Source organism: Streptomyces sp. NPDC007983 (genome assembly GCF_042958345.1).
In the GTDB taxonomy this organism is placed as follows: domain Bacteria; phylum Actinomycetota; class Actinomycetes; order Streptomycetales; family Streptomycetaceae; genus Streptomyces.
In genome coordinates, this window is the sequence record NZ_JBIBJI010000001.1 from 376,084 (window position 1) to 398,016 (window position 21,933).

Here is a 21,933-nt window from a genome sequence, read left to right on the forward strand (position 1 = left end):
CGCCCTGGAACCGTTGCGATGCCGAATACCTCTGCCACGTCTGTTGGACACGCTTGCCCCTGTCAGGGTTGTACGCGCGAGGCACCGCTTTTGACGCTGCACCAGATCCCCCCATGCGCCCCAACTCTCCCCAATGCCCAGTTTTCACAGCGCCCACGGGTGGGCGACCAGAAAGACGCTCCCCGCTCGCTGTCGGTTGCAGCAAGCGGGGAGCGGTTCGTCGAACAGGTCATCGACCCGGATCAACTGGTCCAGGCCATTGACCAGATCACAGGATATTCACATTATCCGGGGCGTGCACCCCGTGCGGGGCGCTATATCGGTGCACCAGACACGCGGCTGCACCAGATGCGCGGCCGCACCACGCGTGCGGCCGCACCAGCTGCGCGGCTCTACGCGGCGGTCAGCTCCGCCGCGATGACCTCCCCGATCTGCGCGGTGTTGAGCGCCGCGCCCTTGCGGAGGTTGTCGCCGCATACGAAGAGTTCGAGCGCCCTCGGGTCGTCCAGGGAGCGCCGCACCCGGCCGACCCACGTCGGATCGGTGCCCACGGCATCGGCGGGCGTCGGGAACTCGCCCTCCGCCGGGTTGTCACACAGCACCACACCCGGCGCACCGGCCAGGATCTCGTGCGCAGCCTCCACCGTCACCTCGTTCTCGAACCGCGCGTGCACGGTCAGCGAGTGCGTGGTGATCACGGGCACGCGCACACAGGTCGCGGTGACCCGCAGGTCCGGGAGCCCCAGGATCTTGCGGGACTCGTTCCGTACCTTCAGCTCCTCCGAGGACCAGCCGTCCTCCTTGAGCGAGCCCGCGAACGGCACCACGTTGAGCGCCATCGGCGCCGGGAACGGCCCGGTCTCGCCGACCGCCCGCCGTACGTCGCCCGGGTGCGTACCCAGCTCCGTACCGGCCACCAGCGCGATCTGCTCGCGCAGCGCGTCGATGCCCTCCTTGCCCGCGCCGGAGACTGCCTGGTACGAGGAGACGATCAGCTCGCTCAGCCCGAACTCGGCGTGCAGCGCGCCCATCGCGACGATCATCGACAGCGTGGTGCAGTTCGGGTTGGCGATGATGCCGCGCGGCCGGACGCGCGCCGCGTGGGCGTTCACCTCGGGCACGACCAGCGGCACATCCGGGTCCATCCGGAAGGCGCCGGAGTTGTCCACGACGACCACGCCCTTGCTCGCCGCGATCGGCGCCCACTGGGCCGAGACCTCGTCGGGGACGTCGAACATCGCGACGTCGACGCCCTCGAACGCGTCCTCGCCCAGCGCGATGACCTCGACCTGCTCGCCCCGGACGGTCAGTTTCCGGCCGGCCGAGCGCGGGGAGGCGATCAGCCGGATCTCGCCCCAGACGTCGGCCCGCTCGGACAGGATCGAGAGCATGACGGTGCCGACGGCACCGGTCGCACCGACGACGGCGAGCGTCGGCTTCCGGCCACCGGCACCGCCGGCCCGGGTCATCGGCCGGTCCCTCCGTACACGACCGCCTCGACGCTGTCGCTGTCCAGCCCGAACGCGCTGTGCACGGCGCGGACCGCGTCCTTCACCTCGTCGGCCCGGGTGACGACCGAGATGCGGATCTCGGAGGTCGAGATCAGCTCGATGTTGACCCCGGCGTTCGACAGCGCCTCGAAGAAGGTCGCGGTCACGCCCGGGTTGGTACGCATTCCGGCGCCGACCAGCGAGATCTTGGCGATCTGGTCGTCGTAGCGCAGCGAGTCGAAGCCAATCTGCGGCTTCGCCTTGGTCAGCGCCTCCATCGCCCGGTGGCCGTCCGTCTTGGGCAGCGTGACGGAGATGTCGGTCAGCCCGGTCGACGCGGCGGAGACGTTCTGCACCACCATGTCGATGTTGATCTCGGCGTCCGAGATCGTGCGGAAGATGGCCGCGGCCTCACCCGGCTTGTCCGGCACCCCGACAACCGTGACCTTGGCCTCGGACGTGTCGTGTGCGACCCCGGAGATGATCGCCTGCTCCATGCCTTCTTCTCCTTCTCCCGCTTCCTGCCGATTGCGCACCCAGGTGCCCTGATGGCCGGAGAACGACGACCGTACGTGAATGGGGATGTTGTACCGGCGCGCGTACTCCACGCAGCGCAGATGCAACACCTTGGAGCCGCTCGCGGCCAGCTCCAGCATGTCCTCGTACGGAATTTCGCTGATCTTGCGAGCCTTCGTCACCACACGCGGGTCGGAGGTGAACACTCCGTCCACGTCGGTGTAGATCTCGCACACCTCGGCGTCCAGGGCCGCGGCCAGGGCCACCGCGGTGGTGTCCGAGCCGCCCCGGCCGAGGGTGGTGATGTCCTTGCTCTCCTGGGACACGCCCTGGAAGCCCGCGACGATCGCGACCGCGCCCAGCTCGAGCGCGTCGCGGATGCGCCCCGGCGTGACATCGATGATCCGCGCTTTGTTGTGGACCGCGTCGGTGATGACTCCCGCCTGGCTGCCGGTGAACGACAGTGCCTCGTGACCGAGGTCTTTGATCGCCATGGCCAGCAACGCCATGGAGATTCGCTCTCCCGCGGTCAGCAGCATGTCGAACTCGCGCCCAGTAGGAATCGGGGATACCTGCTCGGCGAGATCGATCAGCTCGTCCGTCGTGTCGCCCATCGCGGAAACCACGACGACCACCTGGTGGCCGTTCTTCTTGGCTTCGACGATTCGCTTGGCGACCCGCTTGATGCCCTCGGCATCGGCAACGGAGGAGCCTCCGTACTTCTGCACGACAAGGCCCACGTGCGCTCCTCGCAGATCTCAATATTGCGGTCGGCTCAGTTTAGCGAGCGGCCGGAAAGTGCCCTCCCGATATCAGATAGCGAGACACACGCCTCATCAATCTGACCAGGACGGACCAGACGGACCCGGGCGGACCAGGCGGATCATGCGGCACAACGTCCCCGTACCGCGGATACTCCTGGCATCCCGTACCACTCGTTCAGCGACGAACCCTGCCCGCTCCCGGGCGAAGCACACGGGAACGTAACCCAGCTCACAGGGCGCGCGGAGGCCCTACCGGCGCTACAGCGGCGCTCGCGCGGGCTTCCGGCGGGCTTCCAGGCGGGCCTCCGACGACCCTCCGAGCGGACTCTCAGGGGCGCAGGGAGCGCAGCCCCAGCGGCTCCGCGATCTCCGCCGCCATGACCCGGCCGGCCTCCTCCGCCAGCGCCTCGTCCCCGCCCGCAGCACTGTCCGTATCCAGCCCATCCAGCTCGTCCAGCGGGCTGTCCAGCCGTACGTGCGCGACGAGCGACTGGATCGCGCGCAGGGCGGCGGAAGCGGTCGTACCCCAGTTGGAGAGGTACGAGAACTGCCACCACCACAGCGCCTCGTTGGTCCGGCCATCGCGGTAGTGCGCCATGCCGTGCCGCAGGTCCGTGATGATCAGCGCGAGATCGTCGGAGATGCGGCAGGGGACGGACTCACTGCGCGGTACGTACGGGTCGAAGACCTCCGAGTAGACGTCCACCGGCTCCAGCAGCCGGGCGAACCGCTCCCGCAGCTCGTCGACGTCCGGCTCCGGACCGGCGTCCGGCTCGTACCGCTCGTCCGGTACGAAGTCCTCGTGCGCGCCGAGCCGCCCGCCGGCGAGGATCAGCTGGGAGAGCTCGAGCAGCAGGAACGGCACGGCGCTGTCCGGTTCGTCGCCCTTCGCGACCTCGGTGACCGCGACGATGAAACTCTCGATCTGATCGGCGATCTGGACCGCGAAGTCGTCGGGGTCCGGGTGGGCGTCGTGCAACGTTGCGTCAGACATCGAGAAGTCTTCTCCCTTCGAAGGCACGACCCAGCGTGACCTCGTCGGCATACTCCAGGTCTCCCCCGACAGGAAGACCACTGGCCAAGCGCGTGACCTTCAAACCCATGGGCTTGATCATGCGCGCGAGGTACGTGGCGGTGGCTTCACCCTCCAGATTCGGATCGGTGGCCAGGATCAACTCGGTGACCGTACCGTCCGCGAGGCGGGCCAGCAGCTCCCTGATCCGCAGATCATCCGGACCCACGCCCTCGATGGGGCTGATCGCCCCGCCGAGCACGTGATAGCGGCCGCGGAACTCGCGGGTCCGCTCGATCGCGACAACGTCCTTCGGCTCCTCGACCACGCAGATGACCGCGGGGTCGCGGCGCGGGTCCTGGCAGACCCGGCACTGCTCGGCCTCGGCGACGTTCCCGCACACCGCGCAGAACCGCACCTTCTCCTTGACCTCGGTCAGCGCGTGAGCGAGGCGGCGGACGTCGGTGGGCTCGGACTGGAGGATGTGGAAGGCGATCCGCTGCGCGCTCTTCGGACCGACGCCGGGCAGCCTGCCCAACTCGTCGATGAGGTCCTGGACCACGCCCTCGTACACGCCTGCATCCAATCTCGCGCCGCCGCGCGGTGGCTGTACTTCATATGAATATTCGGTTGCGCCGGTCGAAACGGGACACAGGGCCCGTCGAACGGTCCGTCCGGCCCGGTCACCCGGCCCAGGGGCGGACCGGAAACGGGTCGTGGGCCTCAGGCCTCGACCTCAGGCCCACGACCCAGCCCCTTCAGCCCGGCCCCTCAGCTCGAACTTTCGGCTCGAACCTCCGACTCGGACCTTCAGCCTCAGGCTTTCACTCTCAGGCCTTCAGTCTCAGGCTTTCGGCCTCAGAAAGGCAGACCCGGCATCCCACCCAGCCCCTGCGCCAGCGGGCCGAGCTTCGTCTGCTGCAGCTCCTGCGCCACGTGGTTCGCGTCGCGGACGGCCGCGACGACGAGGTCCGCGAGGGTCTCGGTGTCCTCCGGATCCACCGCCTTGGGGTCGATCACCAGACCCTGCAGCTCACCGGCACCGGTCACGGTCGCCTTCACCAGCCCACCGCCCGAGGACCCCTCGACAGGGGTACGGGCCAGCTCCTCCTGGGCCGCGGCGAGGTCCTGCTGCATCTTCTGCGCCTGCTGCAGCAACTGCTGCATGTCAGGCTGGCCACCACCGGGAATCACGAGTTCGCTCCTGGCTGTCGACTGCGGTTCTCTTCGATAGCCCGAGCCTACGTGCTCCCACGGCGCCTTGCCCTACGCCGTACGGAGGAGACCCCGGCGCCCGGGATCCGGGTCCGCCCCGCGCCCCCTCCGCCGCGTGGCCTACTCGTTCGCGATCTCCTCGATGACCGTGGCACCCAGCTCGCGCACGATCAGGTCGTGCCCGCTCAGGGCGGTCTCGTCCAGATCCGGGTCGTCCTCGGCCGGCATGTCGTCCTCCGGCGAGATCGGCGGAGGCTCGGGTTCCCGGTACGCGGACGCTTCGGCGGGCGGCCCCGCGTCGGCGGGCGCGGGAGCCGGGGCCGGGGCCGACGGTGCGGCGGGGGCGGAGGGGGGCGCGGGGGCGGGCTGCCGTGGCGGGGCGGGCTGACCGCCGCCTCCGCCGAAGCCGCCGCCCGCGTTTCCGCCGCCGCCTCCGCCGAAGCCCCCACCGCTTCCGCCGCCACCGAAGCCGCCGCCACCGCCACCGCCACCGAAGCCGCCGGGACCAGGCCCGCCGGGGCCAGGCCCTCCCTGCCCACCGGAGGTATCGACGATCGCCTCGATGCGCCACTGCACACCGATCGCGTCGTTGAGGGCCTGCCGCAGGATGTCCTCGCTGCCGCCGTTGGCGAAGCTGTCACGGGCGCCTGCGTTGGGGAATCCGATCTGGAGGGTGGTGCCGTCGAAGCCGGAGACCGTCGCGTTCTGGCTCAGCAGGATCCAGGTGAAGCGGCGGCGGTTCTTGACCGCCTCCAGGATGTCCGGCCACATCTGCCGCACCTGCATGGCGCCCTGCGCCATGCCCGGAGTCGGCTGAGGCTGGCCGGGCCCCCCGGCGGGACGCCCCTGCCCGGCCGCCGATCCGGCCCCGGCTCCAGCTTGGGGCGCAGGTGCAGCCGCGGGCGCAGAAGCTCCCGACCCCGGTGCGGAGGGGGTGGGCCAGGCTCCCGGCCGCTGCCCCCCGCCCGCCTCCGCGGGCGAACCGCCGGGCTGCTGCCCGCCGCCGCCCGCTCCGGGCTGTGCGCTCGTGGGCCAGGCACCGGGCCGCTGGCCGCCGCCCGGCGCCGCCTGCCCGGCCGCACCGCCGCCTCCGCCCGCCGAAGGCCAGGCGCCGGGCCGCCGCGCACCACTGTCCGTACCGCCGCTGTCCGCGCCACCGGCGCCCGGACCGCCGCTGTCACCGGCCGGTCCGCCGCCCGGCGCGGGCGGCGTGCCCTCACCGGAAGCGTCGTACCCAGGCGCCGGACCGCCGCCACCGCCACCGGCGGGCGGCCCACCGGCCGTCTCGTCCTGCCCCCCAGGCACCCCAGGCGCACCAGGCGCACCAGGCGCACTCGCGCCCGGCCCTCGGCCTCCGGCCATCGCGGCGCGGGCGGCCGCCGGGCCGGAGGGCCCGGCCGGGGCATGAGCCTCGGGCCCCGGTACGTACCCCACGGCGGGCCCGGGCGCAGGACCGCCACCACCACCGACGACGCCACCGCCCAGGCCGCCCGCCAGGGCACCCCGCTCCAATCGCTCCAGCCGCGACTGAACGGACCGCTCGTCATCGAAAGCGGCAGGCAGCAGCACCCGCGCGCAGATCAGCTCCAGCTGCAGCCGCGGCGAGGTGGCGCCGCGCATCTCCGTCAGCCCCTCGTTGACGAGGTCGGCCGCCCGGCTCAGCTCGGCCCCGCCGAAGACCGACGCCTGTGCCTGCATCCGCTCCACCACATCGGCGGGGGCGTCGATGAGCCCCTTGTCCGCCGCGTCCGGCACGGCGGCGAGGATCACCAGGTCGCGCAACCGCTCCAGCAGGTCGGCGACGAAGCGCCGGGGGTCGTTGCCGCCCTCGATCACCCGGTTCACGACCTCGAAGGCCGCCGCGCCGTCGGTCGCCGCGAACGCGTCCACGATCGCGTCGAGCAGCGAGCCGTCCGTATAACCGAGCAGCGACGTGGCCATGGCGTACGTCACGCCGTCCTCGGTCGCGGCCGCGAGCAGCTGGTCCATGACCGACATCGAGTCCCGGACGGACCCCGCGCCCGCCCGCACCACCAGTGGCAGCACCCCGTCCTCGACCGGAATGTCCTCGCGCCCGCAGACCTCGCCCAGATAGTCGCGGAGCGTCCCCGGGGGCACCAGCCGGAACGGATAGTGGTGCGTACGCGACCGGATGGTGCCGATGACCTTCTCCGGCTCGGTGGTCGCGAAGATGAACTTCAGATGCTCCGGCGGCTCCTCGACCACCTTCAGCAGGGCGTTGAACCCCGCCGAGGTGACCATGTGGGCCTCGTCGATGATGTAGATCTTGTAGCGACTCGACGCGGGCCCGAAGAACGCCTTCTCCCTCAGCTCCCGCGCGTCGTCCACACCACCGTGCGAGGCGGCGTCGATCTCGATCACATCGATCGACCCGGGCCCGTTCCGCGCGAGGTCCTGGCAGGACTGGCACTCCCCGCACGGCGCCGGGGTGGGGCCCTTCTCACAGTTCAGGCAGCGGGCCAGGATGCGCGCGCTGGTCGTCTTGCCACAGCCGCGCGGACCACTGAACAGATACGCGTGGTTGACCCGGTTGTTGCGCAGCGCCTGCTGCAGCGGATCGGTGACATGCTCCTGCCCGATGACCTCCGCGAAGGTCTCGGGGCGGTAGCGGCGGTACAGCGCGAGGGACGACACGCTTACGACGATATCGGGGCCCACCGACATCCGGACGCCGCCCGGGGTCCGCCCCCGGAACACCCCCACAACGCAAGGGCCCCCCACGCACCCGCCAGAGCCCACTTACCCTTGCTGCCTTCCGGCCCTGGGGGAGTTCGGTGAGATAGCGCCACGTGAGGGGCTGGCCCCCACCCTAGCGGATAGACCGGGGTGGGAACGAGTTCGCGAGCACTCCCGATCGTCTTGTAGAGTCTCCAGCGGAGGATTCGCCTAGAGGCCTAGGGCGCACGCTTGGAAAGCGTGTTGGGGGCAACCCCTCACGAGTTCGAATCTCGTATCCTCCGCCAGTGCCTTCACCGGGCACGATGTCGAAGGGCCCCACCGCTCGCGGTGGGGCCCTTCGGCGTTCTCCGTCTCACTTGTCGTCTCGGTCGGGACCTGCGGAGGCCGGCTGCGTGTCGCGGCGAGCCATGGCCGTCCCCGCGAAGGGGTCGCGCTGTTGCGGGAAGGTGGGTGCGCAATCGGGGCAGGCGTAGACCGTGCCGCCGCCAGCGCTCGCGCCGTACCCGATCGCCGCCACGACCGGCTGCCTGGTGGTCGTTTGGCAGCGGGCACACACCTGGACGTTCATCGGGCCGTCACCCCCTCGGCAAGCTCAGCGGCGATCGCCCGTACCAGGGCCTCGCGGAGCCGGGCCGCGTCGGTCAGGTACCGGTCCGGCCCCACCGGGATACGCCAGTGCAAGCGCGGACCATCCGTCCAGCCCGCAGGCGGTACGCCGACGTACGTAACCTCGTCGCCCTGCGCACTCAGGGCGTGGATCCCCTTCTGGAGACGTCGCCAGTCCTGGGCGTGACCGCTCGGGATGAGCCAGTACATCAGGCCGTAGTCGGCGATGACGGCGCCGGACGCGTCGGCGAGCAGTTGCAGCGCCCTCTCGCCGATGTCCGCAGAGGCTCGTACCGCGTCCCAGTACAGCCCGACTTGAACCAGCTCTACGTCGTCGCCGTTCGGCGGCATCCACGGCAAGGCTTTGGTGGTCATGCGTCCCCTTCCCCATTACGGGTAGTGAGGAGACAGAACCGTGCGTCATCCTGAACCGGCCAGCGCCGACCCGCACCGCGCATGTCCGTATGCGGCCGACGCATACGGACAACGGATGAACAGCGAGACCCAGGTACCAAACAGGGGTGGGCATGAACTGGTCTGCGCAGGCGATCCGCGACGCCTCCCGCCGAGGTGACTACGGCCGGGTGGTGAACCTGGCTCGCCGTGCCACAGGCGTCTCCCAACGCCAGCTCGGTGACGCCTGTGGGGTCAGCCAGTCCGCCGTCTCACGCCTCGAAGGCCGCGGCACGGCCTCCTACGACATGACCATCCTGGCGAGAGCCGCCACGCATCTGCACATTCCCCCGCGTCTGGTCGGCCTCGCCGACCACGCGGCGGCGCAGGCCGCCGAGAATGGACAGCGCGACGTGCACCGGCGCAACTTCCTCGCGGGGACCGCGGCAATAGCCGCCACGCCCGCGCTCACCGCTCTTCGCCCCACCCCCACGGAGGCTGGGCAGGCGGCCACGCTCCGCATGGCGACCACTGCCTTCCGCCGTCTGGACGGCACCACCCCCTCGCGGCACCTGTCCGAACCGGTCCTGGCACACCTCCGGCTCACCCAGACCATCACCGGCGAGGCCGAAGCCCCCGATCAGCGCGCCCGCCTGGCGGCCGTGGGCAGCGAAGCGGCGTCGCTCGCCGGGTGGCTGGCCTGGGACATGAACGACATCGGCTCGGCCCGTACGTGGTATGGCGCGGCCATCAAGGCCGCCCGCACCTCCGGCGACCGGCTGCTCCTCGCGTACCAACTCGGCAGCCTGGCCGGGTTCGAGGCGGACGCCGGCAATGCCGCCGAGGCGCTGTCCCTCGTCCGCCGAGCCCATCGACATCTGGGACAGGACACACCGGCCATTGCCTCAGCGTGGCTCAGCATGGTGGAAGCCCAGGCGCACGCGGCATCTGGAAACGCGACCGCGGCGGACACCGCCCTGCTCCAAGCCGCCCGCAGCACGGACACCATCCAGGACGACCAGCAGCCCCCATGGCCTTGGGTGTTCACCTTCACCCACAGCAAGGTCGCAGCAGCCCGACTGACCTGTGGCGCGCGGCTCGGGCTCCCCCGGTGGGTGGCTAGCTCCCAAGACGCAGCGGCTGCCGCGCTGACGTCGAGCCACGAGAAACAACGCGCCCTGCTGACGCTCGACCTCGCCGCCGCCCACCTCACGAGCGGTCGGTTGGACGGTGCGTTCGCTCTGGCCACCCGAGCACTGGAGACCGGCGTGGGGTACCGATCCGGCCGGATCATCGAACGCGCCCGTGGCCTCCGGCGGTCCTACGCCTCGCCGACTCCCCCCAAGGTCGTCCGCGACTTCGACGACCGACTGCACGACATCTACCTGTGATCACGAAAGGACACCTCATGCGACTGGGCATCACCGGCCACCGAGGTCTGCCCCCGAAGACGGAGCGTCTGGTTCGCCTGGCACTGGAAGACGAAGTCTCCCGCCGCGCCCCCGAACTGGTCGGAGTCTCCTGCATCGCCGACGGCCCCGACGCCTGGTTCGCCGAGCTGGTGTTGAAGGCTGGCAGCCGCCTTGAGGTCGTGGTGCCCGCGGAGAAGTACCGCGAGGGTCTGCCGGAGGAGCACCACGAGACTTACGACCGTCTCCTCAAGCAGGCGACCGAGGTCCACCGCACGGGCCTGGTCGAGTCCGACTCGCAAGCCCACATGACCGGGAGCGAAATCCTGGTCGGCCTTGCGGACGAACTGATCGCCGTCTGGGACGGCCAACCGGCCCGCGGCTACGGCGGCACTGCCGACGTCGTGACGTACGCCGAACGCACCGGCGTCCCCACCCGGGTGATCTGGCCGAAGGGCGCCACCCGCGACTGACCATTGGCCTCTTTTGCCCGGCTGATCAGGGAAACCCGGTGGGGCGCTCGCATCAAGAGCATGGTCTCTTATACGGCGACCAGCCGCCCGGCTGCCTGTCGCGCCGCCGACCACTCGGAGCATGGGAGGCGATTTGGTATCGCTAGAGATAGTATCCCTGACGAGACTATCTCTAGCGGGAGGCTTGCCGTGCGTCGTTTCATCGGGCGGGACCGCGAGCTGAACGTGCTCCGCAACGCCTTGCAGGCGGTTCAGGGTGCCGCCGGGTCGGGGAAACCGGGGCAGTGCATCCTCATGCGGGGAAGACGGCGGGTGGGCAAGTCCAGCCTTGTCGAGGAGTTTCTCCGGCGCACCGAGACGCCACACCTCTTCTTCACCGCGGCGGGCGGCACGGCGGAGGACGAGCTGGCGGAGCTGCTCGACGCCGTCGCCAGGTCCACCCTGCCGGAGCGGGGACTGTTCCGCGAGGAGACCCCCGATCAGTGGAACGCCGCGCTCAGGCTGCTTGCGGAGATCCTGCCCGACGACGCTCCCAGCGTCGTCGTCATCGATGAGGTTCCGTATCTCATGGACCGCATCGATGCCTTCGAGGGCATGCTCCAGCGGGCATGGGACCGGCTGCTCAGCCACAAGCCGGTACTTCTCCTCCTGGTCGGATCCGATCTGTCGATGATGGAGGCGCTGAACAACTACGACCGTCCCTTTCACCAGCGGGGCCGGGAAATGATCGTGGGACCGCTGAACCCGGCCGACATCGGCGAGATGCTCGGCCTGTCGCCGGCAGCCGCGTTCGACGCCGCTCTGATCACGGGAGGTCTCCCCCTGGTCTGCGCCGAGTGGCGGCCCGGAGCGGAGGTCTGGGAGTTCCTGCGCGACTCGCTGGACAACCCGATCTCGGCACTGCTGGTCTCCGCCGAGCGCTCACTGGCCGCGGAGTTTCCACCGCAGGCGATGAGCAGGGAGGTCCTGCGGGCCATCGGCTCGGGGGAGCGAACCTTCACCAACATCGCTCGCGCGGCCGGCGGCATCGCCCACACCACTCTCACCCGAGCCACTGACGTCCTGACCGAGAAACGGGTCGTGGCCGCCGAGCTGCCGCTCTCACTGAGGCCGTCGAAGGAACGCCGCTACCGGGTGGCCGACCCCTACCTGCGTTTCTGGCTCGCGTTTCTGGATCCGCACATGGCGGAGATCGAGCGGATGCGGGGAGATCTCACGCTGGGCCGGATCAAGGAGCAGTGGACGAGCTGGCGTGGCCGCGCGATCGAGCCCCTGATCCGGGAATCCCTCGCCCGCCTCCTGCCGGACGGGTCCCTGCCCGCCGCCCCGGCGATCGGCGGGTACTGGACCCGCAGCAACGACATCGAAATCGACCTGGTCGGCGCCGACCGGCAGCCGGTGGCCAAACAGTTGCTTTTCCTCGGCTCGGTCAAGTGGCTGGAGAACTCCGTGTTCAACAGCCACGACCTGGCCGCACTGCAGAAGCACCGGGCAGCGCTCACCGACGAGCCGGTACCGCTCGTGGCGGTCTCCCGTAGCGGGGTCGGTTGTTCCGGCCTTCAGGCGGTGTACGGCCCTGAGGAACTGCTCAGCGCTTGGCGCAGAGTGTGAGCAGGGACTGAACACGTTCTCAGCCTCGTCAGGCCGCAAGTCAGGACGTTTCTGATCATCCGCGGGCCCCGGAATGGGAAAGCACGTCGGCGTTTCCCCGTCTCAGTCGTGGCGAGCGATGGTCGTTCCCAGATCGACGGCCTGCGCCACCGCCGCGCGTCCGGGCACGGCTTCTACAACGCCGTACCCGACGATGAGATCGCGCCGCGAAGCCCCCGCCTCGGGGTGCAGGTGTGGGCCGAGACCCCGCTGGCCGGACGCGCGCTCCTCATCGACGTCGACGGTCTCCTCCGCGACCGCGGCACCCCGCTCGACCACGCGACCGGCCCCGCCCTCAACCCCGATCTGCTCGACGCGGCCCTCGACGCACAGCGCTGCCGCGTCGAACCCGGCGATCTGGTGCTCGTCCACACCGGCTGGGCCCACTGGTACCTCACCGCCGACCCGGGCGAACGGGCCGCGGTCCGCGCCGAGCGGCGCGCCACCGGATTCGTCCAGTCCCGGGACGTCACCGCCTGGTGCTGGGACCACCGCATCGCGCTGCTGGCCACGGACACCTTCGCCGTCGAAGTCCTCCCCGTGGTGCCCGGGAGCGACTTCCACGACAGCGCGCCCGAGGACGACGGCATGATGCACCAGGAACTGATCGCCAAACTCGGTCTGCCCCTGGGCGAGCTGTGGAATCTGGACGGACTCGCCGCCGACTGTCGGGCCACGAGCCGCTGGACCAGCCTCCTGACCGTCAAGCCCCTGAATCTCACCGGCGGTGTCGGATCCCCCGCCAACGCCACCGCCCTCCGGTAACCGCGACGGGGCGGCGGTCACAGCCAGCCGTTGCGGCGGAAGCCCCGGTGCATCGCGAAACAGGCGGCGGCGATGACGGCGATGATCAGCGGGTAGCCGAAGCGCCAGCGCAGCTCGGGCATGTGGTCGAAGTTCATGCCGTAGACGCCGCACACCATGGTGGGCACCGCGATGATCGCCGCCCAGGCGGTGATCTTGCGCATGTCCTCGTTCTGGGCGACGGTCACCTGGGCGAGGTGGGCCTGGAGTATGGAGTTCAGCAGGTCGTCGAAGGCGGCGATCTGTTCGGTGACCCGGGCCAGGTGGTCGGCGACGTCGCGGAAGTACTTCTGTATGTCGAGGTCGACCGCGGAGAGGCACTGGGTGGAGAGCCGTTCCATCGGGCGGCCCAGGGGCGCCACGGCGCGCTTCAGCTCCAGCAGCTCGCGCTTGAGCTGGTAGATCCGGCCACCGGGGTCGGTTCGGTACGCGGGCTCGGGGGCGAAGACCTCGGCCTCGACCTGGTCGAGGTCGTCCTGCACCGCGTCGGCGACCGCGAGGTAGTCCTCGACCACATGGTCGGCGATGGCGTGCAGCACCGCGGAGGGGCCCTTGGCCAGCTGGTCCGGGTCGGCTTCCAGCTCCTCGCGCAGCGGGCCGAGCGATCCGTGGCGGCCGTGCCGTACGGTGACGACGAAATCGGGCCCGGTGAAGACCATGACCTCGCCGGTGTCCACGACCTCGCTCGTCGTGGTCAGCTCGTCGTGATCGACGTACCGGACCGTCTTGAAGACGGTGAACAGCGTGTCGTCGTACGTCTCCAGTTTCGGCCGCTGATGAGCGTGGACGGCATCCTCGACGGCCAGCGGGTGGAGCGCGAACAGCTCGGCGATCCCGGAGAGCTCCCGCTCGGTGGGTTCGTGCAGCCCGATCCACACGAAGCCGCGTCCGGCGCGGCGCACCCGCTCGATCGCCTCCTCGACCGGGCAGTCGCCGGGCTGCCGCTTCCCGTCGACGTACGCCACGCAGTTCACCACCGACGTGCCGAGCGGCGAACGGGCGGGGTGGTTGAGATCGACGCGGCGGCGCCGACGGGCCAGGCGCGCCACTTTCCGGAGGTTGCCGACCATCGACATGGGAACTCCTTCGGCTGAACTACGGCCGGGCCCTCCCCCGTCAGGGGACGGCGCCGGCTGCGTCCACAGCGTACGACCCGGCTCCGAATCGCCCGGGGCGCGGCCGATGAGTTTTCGCGGCGGTGGCCGTCTGAGAGGGGGAAGAGTTCACCGCACTCGCGTGGAGGGCATCATGCGGAAGATCATCGCCAGCCTGTTCATCTCGCTCGACGGGGTCGTGGAGGCGCCCGACCAGTGGCACTTCCCCTACTTCAACGACGAGATGGGCGCCGCCGTCGACGCGACCCTCGGCAGGACCGACACTCTGCTTCTGGGCCGCAAGACCTACGACGGCTTCGCCGGGGCGTGGCCGGAGCGGGAGGCGGCCGGGGGTGAGGACGCCGGTTTCGCGAAGAAGCTCGGCGATGCCCGCAAGGTCGTCGTGTCCGGCCAGGACCTGTCGTTCACCTGGCGGAACTCAGAGCGGCTGGAGGGCGGGCTGGTCGACGGCGTCGCCGCCTTGAAGAGAGAACCGGGCGGGGACATCGCGATGAGCGGCTCGGTCTCGGTCGTCCGGGAGCTGCTGGCGCATGGGCTGCTGGACGAGTTGCACTTGATGGTGCACCCGATCGCCCTGTGCAAGGGCATGCGGCTGTTCGAGGAGGGCGAGGCCACGATGCCGCTGAGGCTGCTCTCGTCCACGACGTTCCGCACCGGGGTGCTGCACCTGGTCTACGCCCTGGCCGAGTCGGCCGGCGACGCCACCTACGACGACGCCAAGGTTCATCTGCCCCAGGACGAGGCGTAGCTCCGCGGGCCTCACGAGTACCCGGGCCGCGCTCGCCGTTACGCGGGGGCGGCCCGCTTCGTGCAGGTGAAGGGCTCGTCCAGCCAGTGGGTGTCGTGCTGCTCGTCGTAGACGATCGGGTAGTCGGTGTTCGGGTCGCACAGCTCGTCGATCTGGGTCCGGCGGTGTGGGTGCCCCACGCCGTCCAGGTGCGCTCCGGCAGGGCGATCTGTTCGGCGACCTCGGCGAGCAGGGGGCTGTGGGGCGCGGGTTCCTCGGAGCGCGGCGTGGCGCGGACCTGACCGCTGGGGCGGGCGATCGACCGGACCGACAGGGCGGGCCGGAGCTCTTCCCCGCCACGATCGACCGGACGGACGAGACGTCCGCGCCGCCGCCGCTCGCTAATCTGCCCCGGTGACCATCGAGCTGACCGTCCTGTCCACGGTTTCGTACCGCGGGGAGGAGATCACCGCCCCGCGGCTGCGGGCGCTGCTGGCGCTGCTCGCCTCCGACCCGCGCACCGGGTGCGGCACCGGGCGGCTGGTCGACGGGCTGTGGCCGGACGAGCAGCCGTCGAACCCCGTCAAGGCGGTGCAGATCCTGGTCTCCCGGCTGCGGTCGCGGCTCGGGGCCGACGTGGTGGTCAGCACGCCCAGTGGGTATCGGCTGGGGCTCGGCGAGGAGCGGGTGGACGCCTCGGCCGTCCTGCTGCACGCCGCCGCGTGCGCGGAGAAGGCGCGCGCCGGGGACCACGCGGGCTCCCTCGCCGAGGCGGAGGACGGGCTGGCCCTGTGGGACGGGGGCGGGGACGCGGAAGCGGTGCTCGGCGATCCGGTGGCGGCGCTGCGGGCCGAGCGGGCGGCGGCGCACCGGGCGCTGGTACGGGGGCGGGCGCTGGGCCTGGCCCGGACCGGGGCCCGGGAGGCGGCGGCCGGTCCGTTGGCGGAGCTGGTGCGGGAGTTTCCGAGGGACGAGGAACTGTGGCTGGAGCTGGTGCGTTGCGAGGCGGCGACCGCGGGCACGGCCGCGGCCCTGGCGACGTACGAGCGCTACCGGCGGCGACTGCGCGACGAGCTGGGCGCCGACCCGGGCCCGGGGTTGCGGGCCCTGCACGAGGAGTTGTTACGGGGCGAGGCGCCCGTGGTGCGGCGCGGGGTGCCGCACGAGCCGAACGTCCTGCTCGGCCGGGACAGGGACATCGCGGCCGTGGCCGGTTTGCTGCACTCGTCGCGCGTCACGTCGATCGTGGGTCCTGGTGGTCTCGGCAAGACCCGGCTGGCGGCCGCGGTGGCGCGGGCGGCCGAGCAGCGGGTGGTGCACCTGGTGGCGCTGGCGGGGGTGACGAGGGACGAGGACGTGGCGGCCGAGGTCGCCTCCGCGGTGGATGGCGGGGACGCGTGGCGGCCGTCGGGTGGCGGGGGCGCGCCCTCGGCTGAGGTGGTGGGCGGGCTCGTCGGGGCGCTGGGGCCGGGGCCCGTGCTGCTGGTGCTGGACAACTGCGAGCAGGTGGTGGGCGGGGTCGCCGAGTTGGTGCGGGGGCTGGTGGCGGCGACCCGGGAGGTGCGGGTGCTCACCACGAGTCGTACGCCGCTCGGGATCGCCTCCGAATCGGTCTATCCGCTGCCGGAGTTGGATCCGTCGACGACGGTCGAGCTGTTCGAGCAGCGGGCCCGGGCGGCGCGGCCGGACGCCGAACTGCCCGCCGAGACCGTCGCCGGGCTCTGCCGCCGCCTCGACGGACTGCCGCTCGCCGTGGAGCTGGCCGCGGCCCGGGTGCGGGTGCTGTCGGTGGGGGAGATCGCCCGGCGGCTGGAGGACCGGTTCGCGCTGCTGCGGGGCGGGGCGCGGGACGCGCCGCAGCGGCATCGCACCCTGCACGCGGTGGTCGACTGGAGCTGGAACCTGCTCGCGCCGGACGGGCAGGCGGCTCTGCGGGCGCTGTCCGTGTTCCCCGGCGGATTCACGGCGGAGGCGGCGGAGCGGCTGGTCCAGGGGGATGCGCTGGAGCTCCTGGAGGATCTGGTCGGGCAGTCGCTGCTGAAGGTGACGGACACCCCGTGCGGCGCCCGGTTCCGGATGCTGGAGACCGTACGGGAGTTCAGCGCGGCACACCGGACGGCGGCGAGCGAGGACGAGCAGGTCACGGCGCGTTTCCTCGCCTGGGCCCGGGACTTCGGTACGACCCACCACGACGCGCCCTTCGGCCCGGACGCCGTCGCCGCCTGGCAGCGGATACGGGCGGAGCAGGACAACCTGGTGCGGGCCCTGCGGATCGCGCTCGGCTCACCCGACTCACCCGACTCACCCGGCCCGCTCGGGACCCGCGACATGCCGACGGTCGTGGCGACCGCGGCCGCGCTGGGCGCGCTGTGGGCCACCGAGTCCCGCTACACCCGGCTGTTCGCGCTGGCCGAGGACACCGGCCCGCCGCTGTCGCGCCACCGGCCGGAGCCCGACGGCGTCGAGCCGGTCCGTACGCTCGCGGCCCTGGTGACGGTCAACGCGTTCCTCGGCGCGGGCACGGGCGCGCCGCGCTTTCTCGCCGTACTGCGCCGGCTGCCCCCGGCCGCGCCCTCGACGCTGATCGGCGCGCTGGCCACGGTGCTCGGCCGGATGCCGGAGCTGCTGGGGCCGGACCGTACGGCTCTGGAGCGGCTGTGCGCGAGCGACGAACCGCTGGTGGCGGGGGTCGCGGAGGGGGTGGCGAGTTATCTGTGGGAGAGCGAGAACGAGCCGGAGCGGGCCATGGCCGCCGCCCGGCGGATGCTCGCCGCGTTCGAGGGGCGGCGCGTGCCGTGGCCGGCGGTCCTGGGGCATTCGCGGCTGAGCGAGCTGTGCCTGCACGCCGAGCGGGGCGCGGAGGCGCTGGTCCACATGGCGGAGGCCATGCGGGTCATGGACGAACTCGGCGACTGGAAGGACATGGTGGGCCTGCGCTGGGGCATGGTGCTGGCCAACCTCCAGACCGGCGACCTCGACGCGGCCGAGCGCTGGCTGGAGCAGGCGGTGCTGCACCGGCCGGAGGAGGCCGTGGACCTGCTCACCCCCGATCTCGGGGCGCGCGCGGAGACCGCGCTCGCGCGGGGTGAGACGGAGCGGGGCCTGGGGTTGTGGCGGCGGGCCACGCGCACCCTGGAGGATGCGGGCGATCTGCTGCTGGAGCCGTGGGCGTTGGAGCTCCAGGCGGTGTCGGTGGCCGCACACGCGCAGCACGGCCGCCTCGATCTGGTGGCGGAGGCCGCCGGGGCCCTGGCCGAGCGGCTCGTGGGGCTGCTGGACCGGGGCAGGGTGGTGGACGTTCCGGTCTGCGGGGTGGTGCTGCTGGCGCTGGGGTACGTCGACCTCGCGGCGGAACGGGCCGGGACGGGGGTGCGGCTGATCGCGCTGGCCGAGCGGTTCCGGTGTCTGCGGAGCTTCCAGCCGACGACGGCGTCGGCCCGTTCGCGGCGCGCGGCCCGGGAGGCCGACGAGGCGGCGTACGAGGACGCGGCGTCGTCGTACGCCGCCCTGTCGCGGGACGAACTCCCCGCAGCGGCGGTCGCGTTGCTCAAGCTCCGCACCTGACAGGTCACAGCCGGACGGGCAGCCGCAGCAGGTGGAAGCCGTCGCCCGGCCAGTGGCCGAACTCCAGCGCGTCGCGGTCCACGGCGAGCCGCAGGCCGTCGCGGCGGACGAAGAGCCGGTCGAGGACGACGCCCGTGACGAGGCGGCCGAGCGCGGCGCCGATGCAGTAGTGGGCCCCGTGCCCGAAGGCGAGGTGTCCGTCCCCGCGCCCGAACTCCCGCCCCACGTCGAGGGATTCCGCGCCGTCGCCGAACTCCTCCGGGTCGTGGTCGGCGGCGAGCAGCGCGACCGTCACCGCCTCGCCCCCGCGCAGCGCGGTGCCCGCGAAGTCGAAGTCCTCGGTGGCGTAGAGGGTGGCGCCGATGCGGACGATGGAGACGTACCGGAGGAGTTCGGGCACGGCGCGCGGAAGCAGTTCGGGGTCGGCGTGCAGCCGGGCGGCCTGCTCGGGGTGGTCGAGCAGGGCGAGCGCGGCGTGGGCCAGGAAGAGCGCGGGCGGGGTGATCCCGGTGTTGATCAACAGGAAGACGATGCCGATCAGTTCGTCCTCGGTGAGCGGGTCCTCATTGTCGCGGGCGCCCCGGAGGAGGGCGGAGATCAGGTCATCGGTGGGCTCGGCCCGGCGGCGGGCGATCAGCTCCTTGGCGTACTCGACGAGCGCGACGAGCGCCTCTCCGGCCCGGCTGCCGTCGCCGAAGGCGAAGTCCCGCATCCAGGAGCACACCTGCTCGCGGTCGCCCGCGCCGACGCCGATCAGCTCGCAGATGACCTGGGTGGCCAGGGGGTAGGCGAAGGCGCCCAGCAGGTCCGTCCCGCCGTTCTTCCCGGCCTCGGCGACCAGGCCGTCCGCGGTCCGTTCGACGAAGGCGCGCAGCGCCGCGATGCGGCGGGCGGTGAACGCGCGGGTCAGCGGGGCGCGGCGGCGGGCGTGCTCCTCGCCGTCGAAGAGGGCGAGGTGTCCGGCGAAGTACTTCACGTACTCGGCGGGGAATCCGGCGGAGGCCGCCGCCAGCAACTCGTCCTGCGCGTCGGATGCTTCGGCGCCGTTCGGGATCCGGCCGCGGTCGCGGATCAGCCGCGGCTCGGTGAGGGCGGCCTTGACGTCGGCGTACCGGGTGACGAGCCGGACGGGGGTCGTGAGGCCGGGGAGGACGACGTGCGGGAGTTCGTCGCGGGTGCGGAGGTCGGCGTAGCCGCGTACGGGGTCCTCGACTTGCTCGGGCGTGAGGTGGACGGCGTTCTCGGTCATGCCACGAAGCGTGCGGGAGGCCGGCTTCAGCCTGGCTTCAGTCCGGCTTCGGCCCGGCTTCGGCCCCGGCTCGGCGCTCGCGCAGGCTGTGCGTTCGCCATGAATGCCACCGAAATTGTTGACGATATTGAGGACGATTCATACGTCAACAGCCGACGGGGACCGACGGCCACTTGAGGAGAACGCAGTGAAGCGCAGGACCATGGTCATGGGACTCGCCGCGGCCACCGCCGTCGGCTCGCGGGCAACGGGAGCGGGGGCGGCGGACGTGAAGAGGTCGGACGCGCTGGTCTTCGACAAGGACGACTACACGGTCCTGACGACGACCGTCGCCACGGACGACGGCGACAAGGCCGTGACGTACCACTTCTACAAGGCCATCACGTATGTCGCGCACCCGGTGGACTCGACGTACCAGTGCCTGAACGTCAGCGTTCCCGTCGAGATCGACGGCAAGGCGGTCGACGCCACCCGCGCGCCGATCCTCTTCGCCAACTCGGTGGGCGGCTACATGCCGTCGTCCGTGGCCGACGCCACCGGGGTCGGCGGCTCTCCGATGACCCCGCCGGGTGGGGGCGGCGGTGGCGGTGGCGGTGGTGGCGGCATGGTCAGCAACGCCAGGCTGGCCGTGGCCGCCGGTTACGTCGTCGTGGAACCGGGCGCGCGCGGCCGGACCCTCGTCGACGCCGACGGCACGTACTACGGCACGGCGCCGGCCGCCATCGTCGACCTGAAGGCCGCGGTGCGCTACGTACGCTTCAACAAGGGCCGCATCCCGGGGAACACCGACCGGATCGTCTCCTCCGGGACCAGCGCCGGAGGCGCCCTGTCCGCCCTGCTCGGCGCGTCCGGGGACAGTCCCCTGTACGACGCCCACCTCGCGGAACTGGGCGCGGCCCCCGCGAGCGACGCCGTCTTCGCCAGCGGCGACTGGTGCCCCATCGCCGACCTCGAACACGCCGGCATGGCGTACGAGTGGAACTGGGGCGGCAACAAGCTGAGTTCCGGCGACGCCGTCGACCAGGCCGTCTCCAAGGAACTGCGCTCCGCGTTCGCCGAGTACCAGGCGTCCCTGAAGCTGCGGGGGAAGAACGGCTACGGCCCCCTCACGGCCCGCAACTACGACGACTACCTGGTCAAGACCTACCTCGAACCGGCGGCCACCACCTACCTCAAGGCCCTCTCGGCGTCGGACCGTTCGAGCTATCTGGCCAAGAACCCGTGGCTCACCTGGTCCGGCGACCGGGCCGGCTTCACGTGGGCCGACTTCCTCGCCCACGTCGGGGCCCGGAAGAAGAACACCCCGGCGTTCGACACCTTCGACCTGTCCTCACCGGAGAACAATCTCTTCGGCACGGACACCACCAAGGCCCGCCACTTCACCCTCTACAGCCTGCGCCACGCCACCGGCAACGACAGCGCACGCCTCGACGGCGACCTGCCCCGGAAGCTCGACCTGATGAACCCCATGTTCTTCATCAGGCAGCGGAACCCCAGCCGGGCGAAGCACTGGTGGATCCGCGTCGGCACCAACGACAGCGACACCTCGCTCACCGTCGTCGGCAACCTCGCCGCCGGTCTGGAGAACCTGGGCGACGACGTCAACGCCCTGATGTACTGGGACGCCGGGCATGGCGCGAACCAGGACGCGGGCGACTTCATGACGTGGATCGGCCGGGTGACGGGCTACGCGGGGTGACCTGACGGCTGAACTCACCTGACGAAGAGGGTCCCGCGAAGGTACGTTGCCCCCATGACCGACAACCGAAAGGGCCATGCCGCGTAGGCGCCCATCAGCCCTGCGGGGCGACAGCCCGGTACGTTTCCGTTTCCACCCCCGATGGCGGTATCCGCCCATCGACCGTCTCTCGGGTTCCTGCACGGCCGACCTGCGCCGTCTGGAACGCACGCGCTTCCGGCCCGGGGCCGTCGACGAAGCGTTCCGGCAGTGGAAGGCACTGGCGAACCGTCCCCTCCGACGAGGGGCGGACCCGTTCTCCGGCTGCGGCATCCGAGGATGCTGCGGGGACGCCGAGGACTTTCGCGACCTCCTCGAAAAGGTGATCCACGCACTGCCCAAGAAGAGCGCACGCGAGATGCGCGCGCTCGTGTGGTCCCTCGACGCCAGAATCGTGGCGCGGCTCGGCATCCTTCACGCCGACGCCCCGGACACTCCGTGGTGGCGTGGCCTCATGCTGGGGGACGGTTAGCCGTGTGCGAGGGGTCCGGCCGCTCGGTGGCCGGGC

Annotated in this window: 18 protein-coding genes, 1 tRNA gene and 1 other RNA gene; 9 read left to right on the forward strand and 11 right to left on the reverse strand. The window is 71.3% G+C overall.

Features of this window, described 5'->3' with window-relative positions:
- Positions 1-392 precede the first annotated feature (392 nt).
- The 7 genes from ACFZCY_RS01790 to ffs all read right to left on the reverse strand — a co-directional run bounded on the left by ACFZCY_RS01790 (position 393) and on the right by ffs (position 7,820).
- The gene (locus tag ACFZCY_RS01790) at positions 393-1,469 is read right to left on the reverse strand and encodes an aspartate-semialdehyde dehydrogenase (protein WP_391168580.1); all 1,077 of its coding nucleotides are present in this window, start codon (positions 1,467-1,469) and stop codon (positions 393-395) included.
- Positions 1,466-2,746 (reverse strand): aspartate kinase, encoded by a 1,281-nt coding sequence (locus ACFZCY_RS01795; protein ID WP_391168581.1) that lies wholly within the window; start codon positions 2,744-2,746, stop codon positions 1,466-1,468. Before ACFZCY_RS01795 ends, ACFZCY_RS01790 begins: the two co-directional genes overlap by 4 nt.
- A 352-nt stretch (positions 2,747-3,098) precedes the next feature.
- A complete protein-coding gene (locus ACFZCY_RS01800; protein WP_391168583.1) occupies positions 3,099-3,764 on the reverse strand; it encodes a DUF5063 domain-containing protein in 666 nt (221 codons plus the stop codon).
- Positions 3,757-4,356, reverse strand: a complete 600-nt coding sequence (gene recR / locus ACFZCY_RS01805) for a recombination mediator RecR (protein ID WP_009716708.1) — start codon at positions 4,354-4,356, stop codon at positions 3,757-3,759. Before recR ends, ACFZCY_RS01800 begins: the two co-directional genes overlap by 8 nt.
- Before the next feature lie 284 nt (positions 4,357-4,640).
- The gene (locus tag ACFZCY_RS01810) at positions 4,641-4,976 is read right to left on the reverse strand and encodes a YbaB/EbfC family nucleoid-associated protein (protein WP_009716707.1); all 336 of its coding nucleotides are present in this window, start codon (positions 4,974-4,976) and stop codon (positions 4,641-4,643) included.
- Between the two features lie 141 nt (positions 4,977-5,117).
- A complete protein-coding gene (locus tag ACFZCY_RS01815; protein WP_391168585.1) occupies positions 5,118-7,652 on the reverse strand; it encodes a DNA polymerase III subunit gamma and tau in 2,535 nt (844 codons plus the stop codon).
- Between the two features lie 71 nt (positions 7,653-7,723).
- An RNA gene (ffs, locus tag ACFZCY_RS01820) (signal recognition particle sRNA small type) lies at positions 7,724-7,820 on the reverse strand.
- Between the two features lie 73 nt (positions 7,821-7,893).
- On the opposite strand from ffs, the gene ACFZCY_RS01825 reads away from it, so the two are divergent.
- Positions 7,894-7,981: transfer RNA gene (locus ACFZCY_RS01825), tRNA-Ser, on the forward strand.
- 280 nt (positions 7,982-8,261) lie between these two features.
- Here the strand turns inward: ACFZCY_RS01825 and ACFZCY_RS01830 are convergent.
- Positions 8,262-8,678 (reverse strand): hypothetical protein, encoded by a 417-nt coding sequence (locus ACFZCY_RS01830; RefSeq protein WP_391168586.1) that lies wholly within the window; start codon positions 8,676-8,678, stop codon positions 8,262-8,264.
- Positions 8,679-8,830: 152 nt separating this feature from the next.
- On the opposite strand from ACFZCY_RS01830, the gene ACFZCY_RS01835 reads away from it, so the two are divergent.
- From ACFZCY_RS01835 to ACFZCY_RS01850, 4 genes are all read left to right on the forward strand, one after another.
- Positions 8,831-10,087 (forward strand): helix-turn-helix domain-containing protein, encoded by a 1,257-nt coding sequence (locus ACFZCY_RS01835; RefSeq protein WP_391168588.1) that lies wholly within the window; start codon positions 8,831-8,833, stop codon positions 10,085-10,087.
- A gap of 17 nt (positions 10,088-10,104) precedes the next feature.
- The gene (locus tag ACFZCY_RS01840) at positions 10,105-10,578 is read left to right on the forward strand and encodes a hypothetical protein (RefSeq protein WP_391168589.1); all 474 of its coding nucleotides are present in this window, start codon (positions 10,105-10,107) and stop codon (positions 10,576-10,578) included.
- 189 nt (positions 10,579-10,767) lie between these two features.
- Positions 10,768-12,189 carry a DUF234 domain-containing protein gene (locus tag ACFZCY_RS01845; RefSeq protein WP_391168591.1) on the forward strand — a complete coding sequence of 474 codons (1,422 nt, stop codon included), beginning with the start codon at positions 10,768-10,770 and terminating at the stop codon, positions 12,187-12,189.
- Positions 12,190-12,297: 108 nt separating this feature from the next.
- Positions 12,298-12,993, forward strand: coding sequence for a cyclase family protein (locus ACFZCY_RS01850; RefSeq protein WP_391168593.1), 696 nt, complete (start codon positions 12,298-12,300; stop codon positions 12,991-12,993).
- A 17-nt stretch (positions 12,994-13,010) separates the two neighbouring features.
- On the opposite strand, the gene ACFZCY_RS01855 is transcribed toward ACFZCY_RS01850, so the two are convergent.
- A complete protein-coding gene (locus tag ACFZCY_RS01855; RefSeq protein ID WP_391168594.1) occupies positions 13,011-14,108 on the reverse strand; it encodes a CorA family divalent cation transporter in 1,098 nt (365 codons plus the stop codon).
- 172 nt (positions 14,109-14,280) lie between these two features.
- Between ACFZCY_RS01855 and ACFZCY_RS01860 the strand changes: the two genes are divergently transcribed.
- Positions 14,281-14,895 (forward strand): dihydrofolate reductase family protein, encoded by a 615-nt coding sequence (locus ACFZCY_RS01860; protein WP_391168595.1) that lies wholly within the window; start codon positions 14,281-14,283, stop codon positions 14,893-14,895.
- Positions 14,896-14,933: 38 nt separating this feature from the next.
- Here the strand turns inward: ACFZCY_RS01860 and ACFZCY_RS01865 are convergent, their stop codons facing one another.
- Complete coding sequence (locus ACFZCY_RS01865; RefSeq protein ID WP_391168597.1) at positions 14,934-15,074, reverse strand: hypothetical protein; 141 nt, start codon at positions 15,072-15,074, stop codon at positions 14,934-14,936.
- Between the two features lie 214 nt (positions 15,075-15,288).
- On the opposite strand from ACFZCY_RS01865, the gene ACFZCY_RS01870 reads away from it, so the two are divergent.
- On the forward strand, positions 15,289-18,438 hold the full coding sequence (locus ACFZCY_RS01870) for a BTAD domain-containing putative transcriptional regulator (protein ID WP_391168599.1): 3,150 nt from the start codon (positions 15,289-15,291) through the stop codon (positions 18,436-18,438).
- 4 nt (positions 18,439-18,442) lie between these two features.
- Here ACFZCY_RS01870 and ACFZCY_RS01875 read toward each other — a convergent pair whose 3' ends face one another.
- Complete coding sequence (locus ACFZCY_RS01875) at positions 18,443-19,687, reverse strand: cytochrome P450 (RefSeq protein WP_391168601.1); 1,245 nt, start codon at positions 19,685-19,687, stop codon at positions 18,443-18,445.
- A 208-nt stretch (positions 19,688-19,895) separates the two neighbouring features.
- On the opposite strand from ACFZCY_RS01875, the gene ACFZCY_RS01880 reads away from it, so the two are divergent.
- Together ACFZCY_RS01880 and ACFZCY_RS01885 are read left to right on the forward strand one after the other, a co-directional pair.
- Positions 19,896-21,386 carry a subtype B tannase gene (locus tag ACFZCY_RS01880; RefSeq protein ID WP_391169371.1) on the forward strand — a complete coding sequence of 497 codons (1,491 nt, stop codon included), beginning with the start codon at positions 19,896-19,898 and terminating at the stop codon, positions 21,384-21,386.
- A 361-nt stretch (positions 21,387-21,747) separates the two neighbouring features.
- A complete protein-coding gene (locus tag ACFZCY_RS01885) occupies positions 21,748-21,897 on the forward strand; it encodes a hypothetical protein (RefSeq protein ID WP_391168602.1) in 150 nt (49 codons plus the stop codon).
- Positions 21,898-21,933 lie beyond the last annotated feature (36 nt).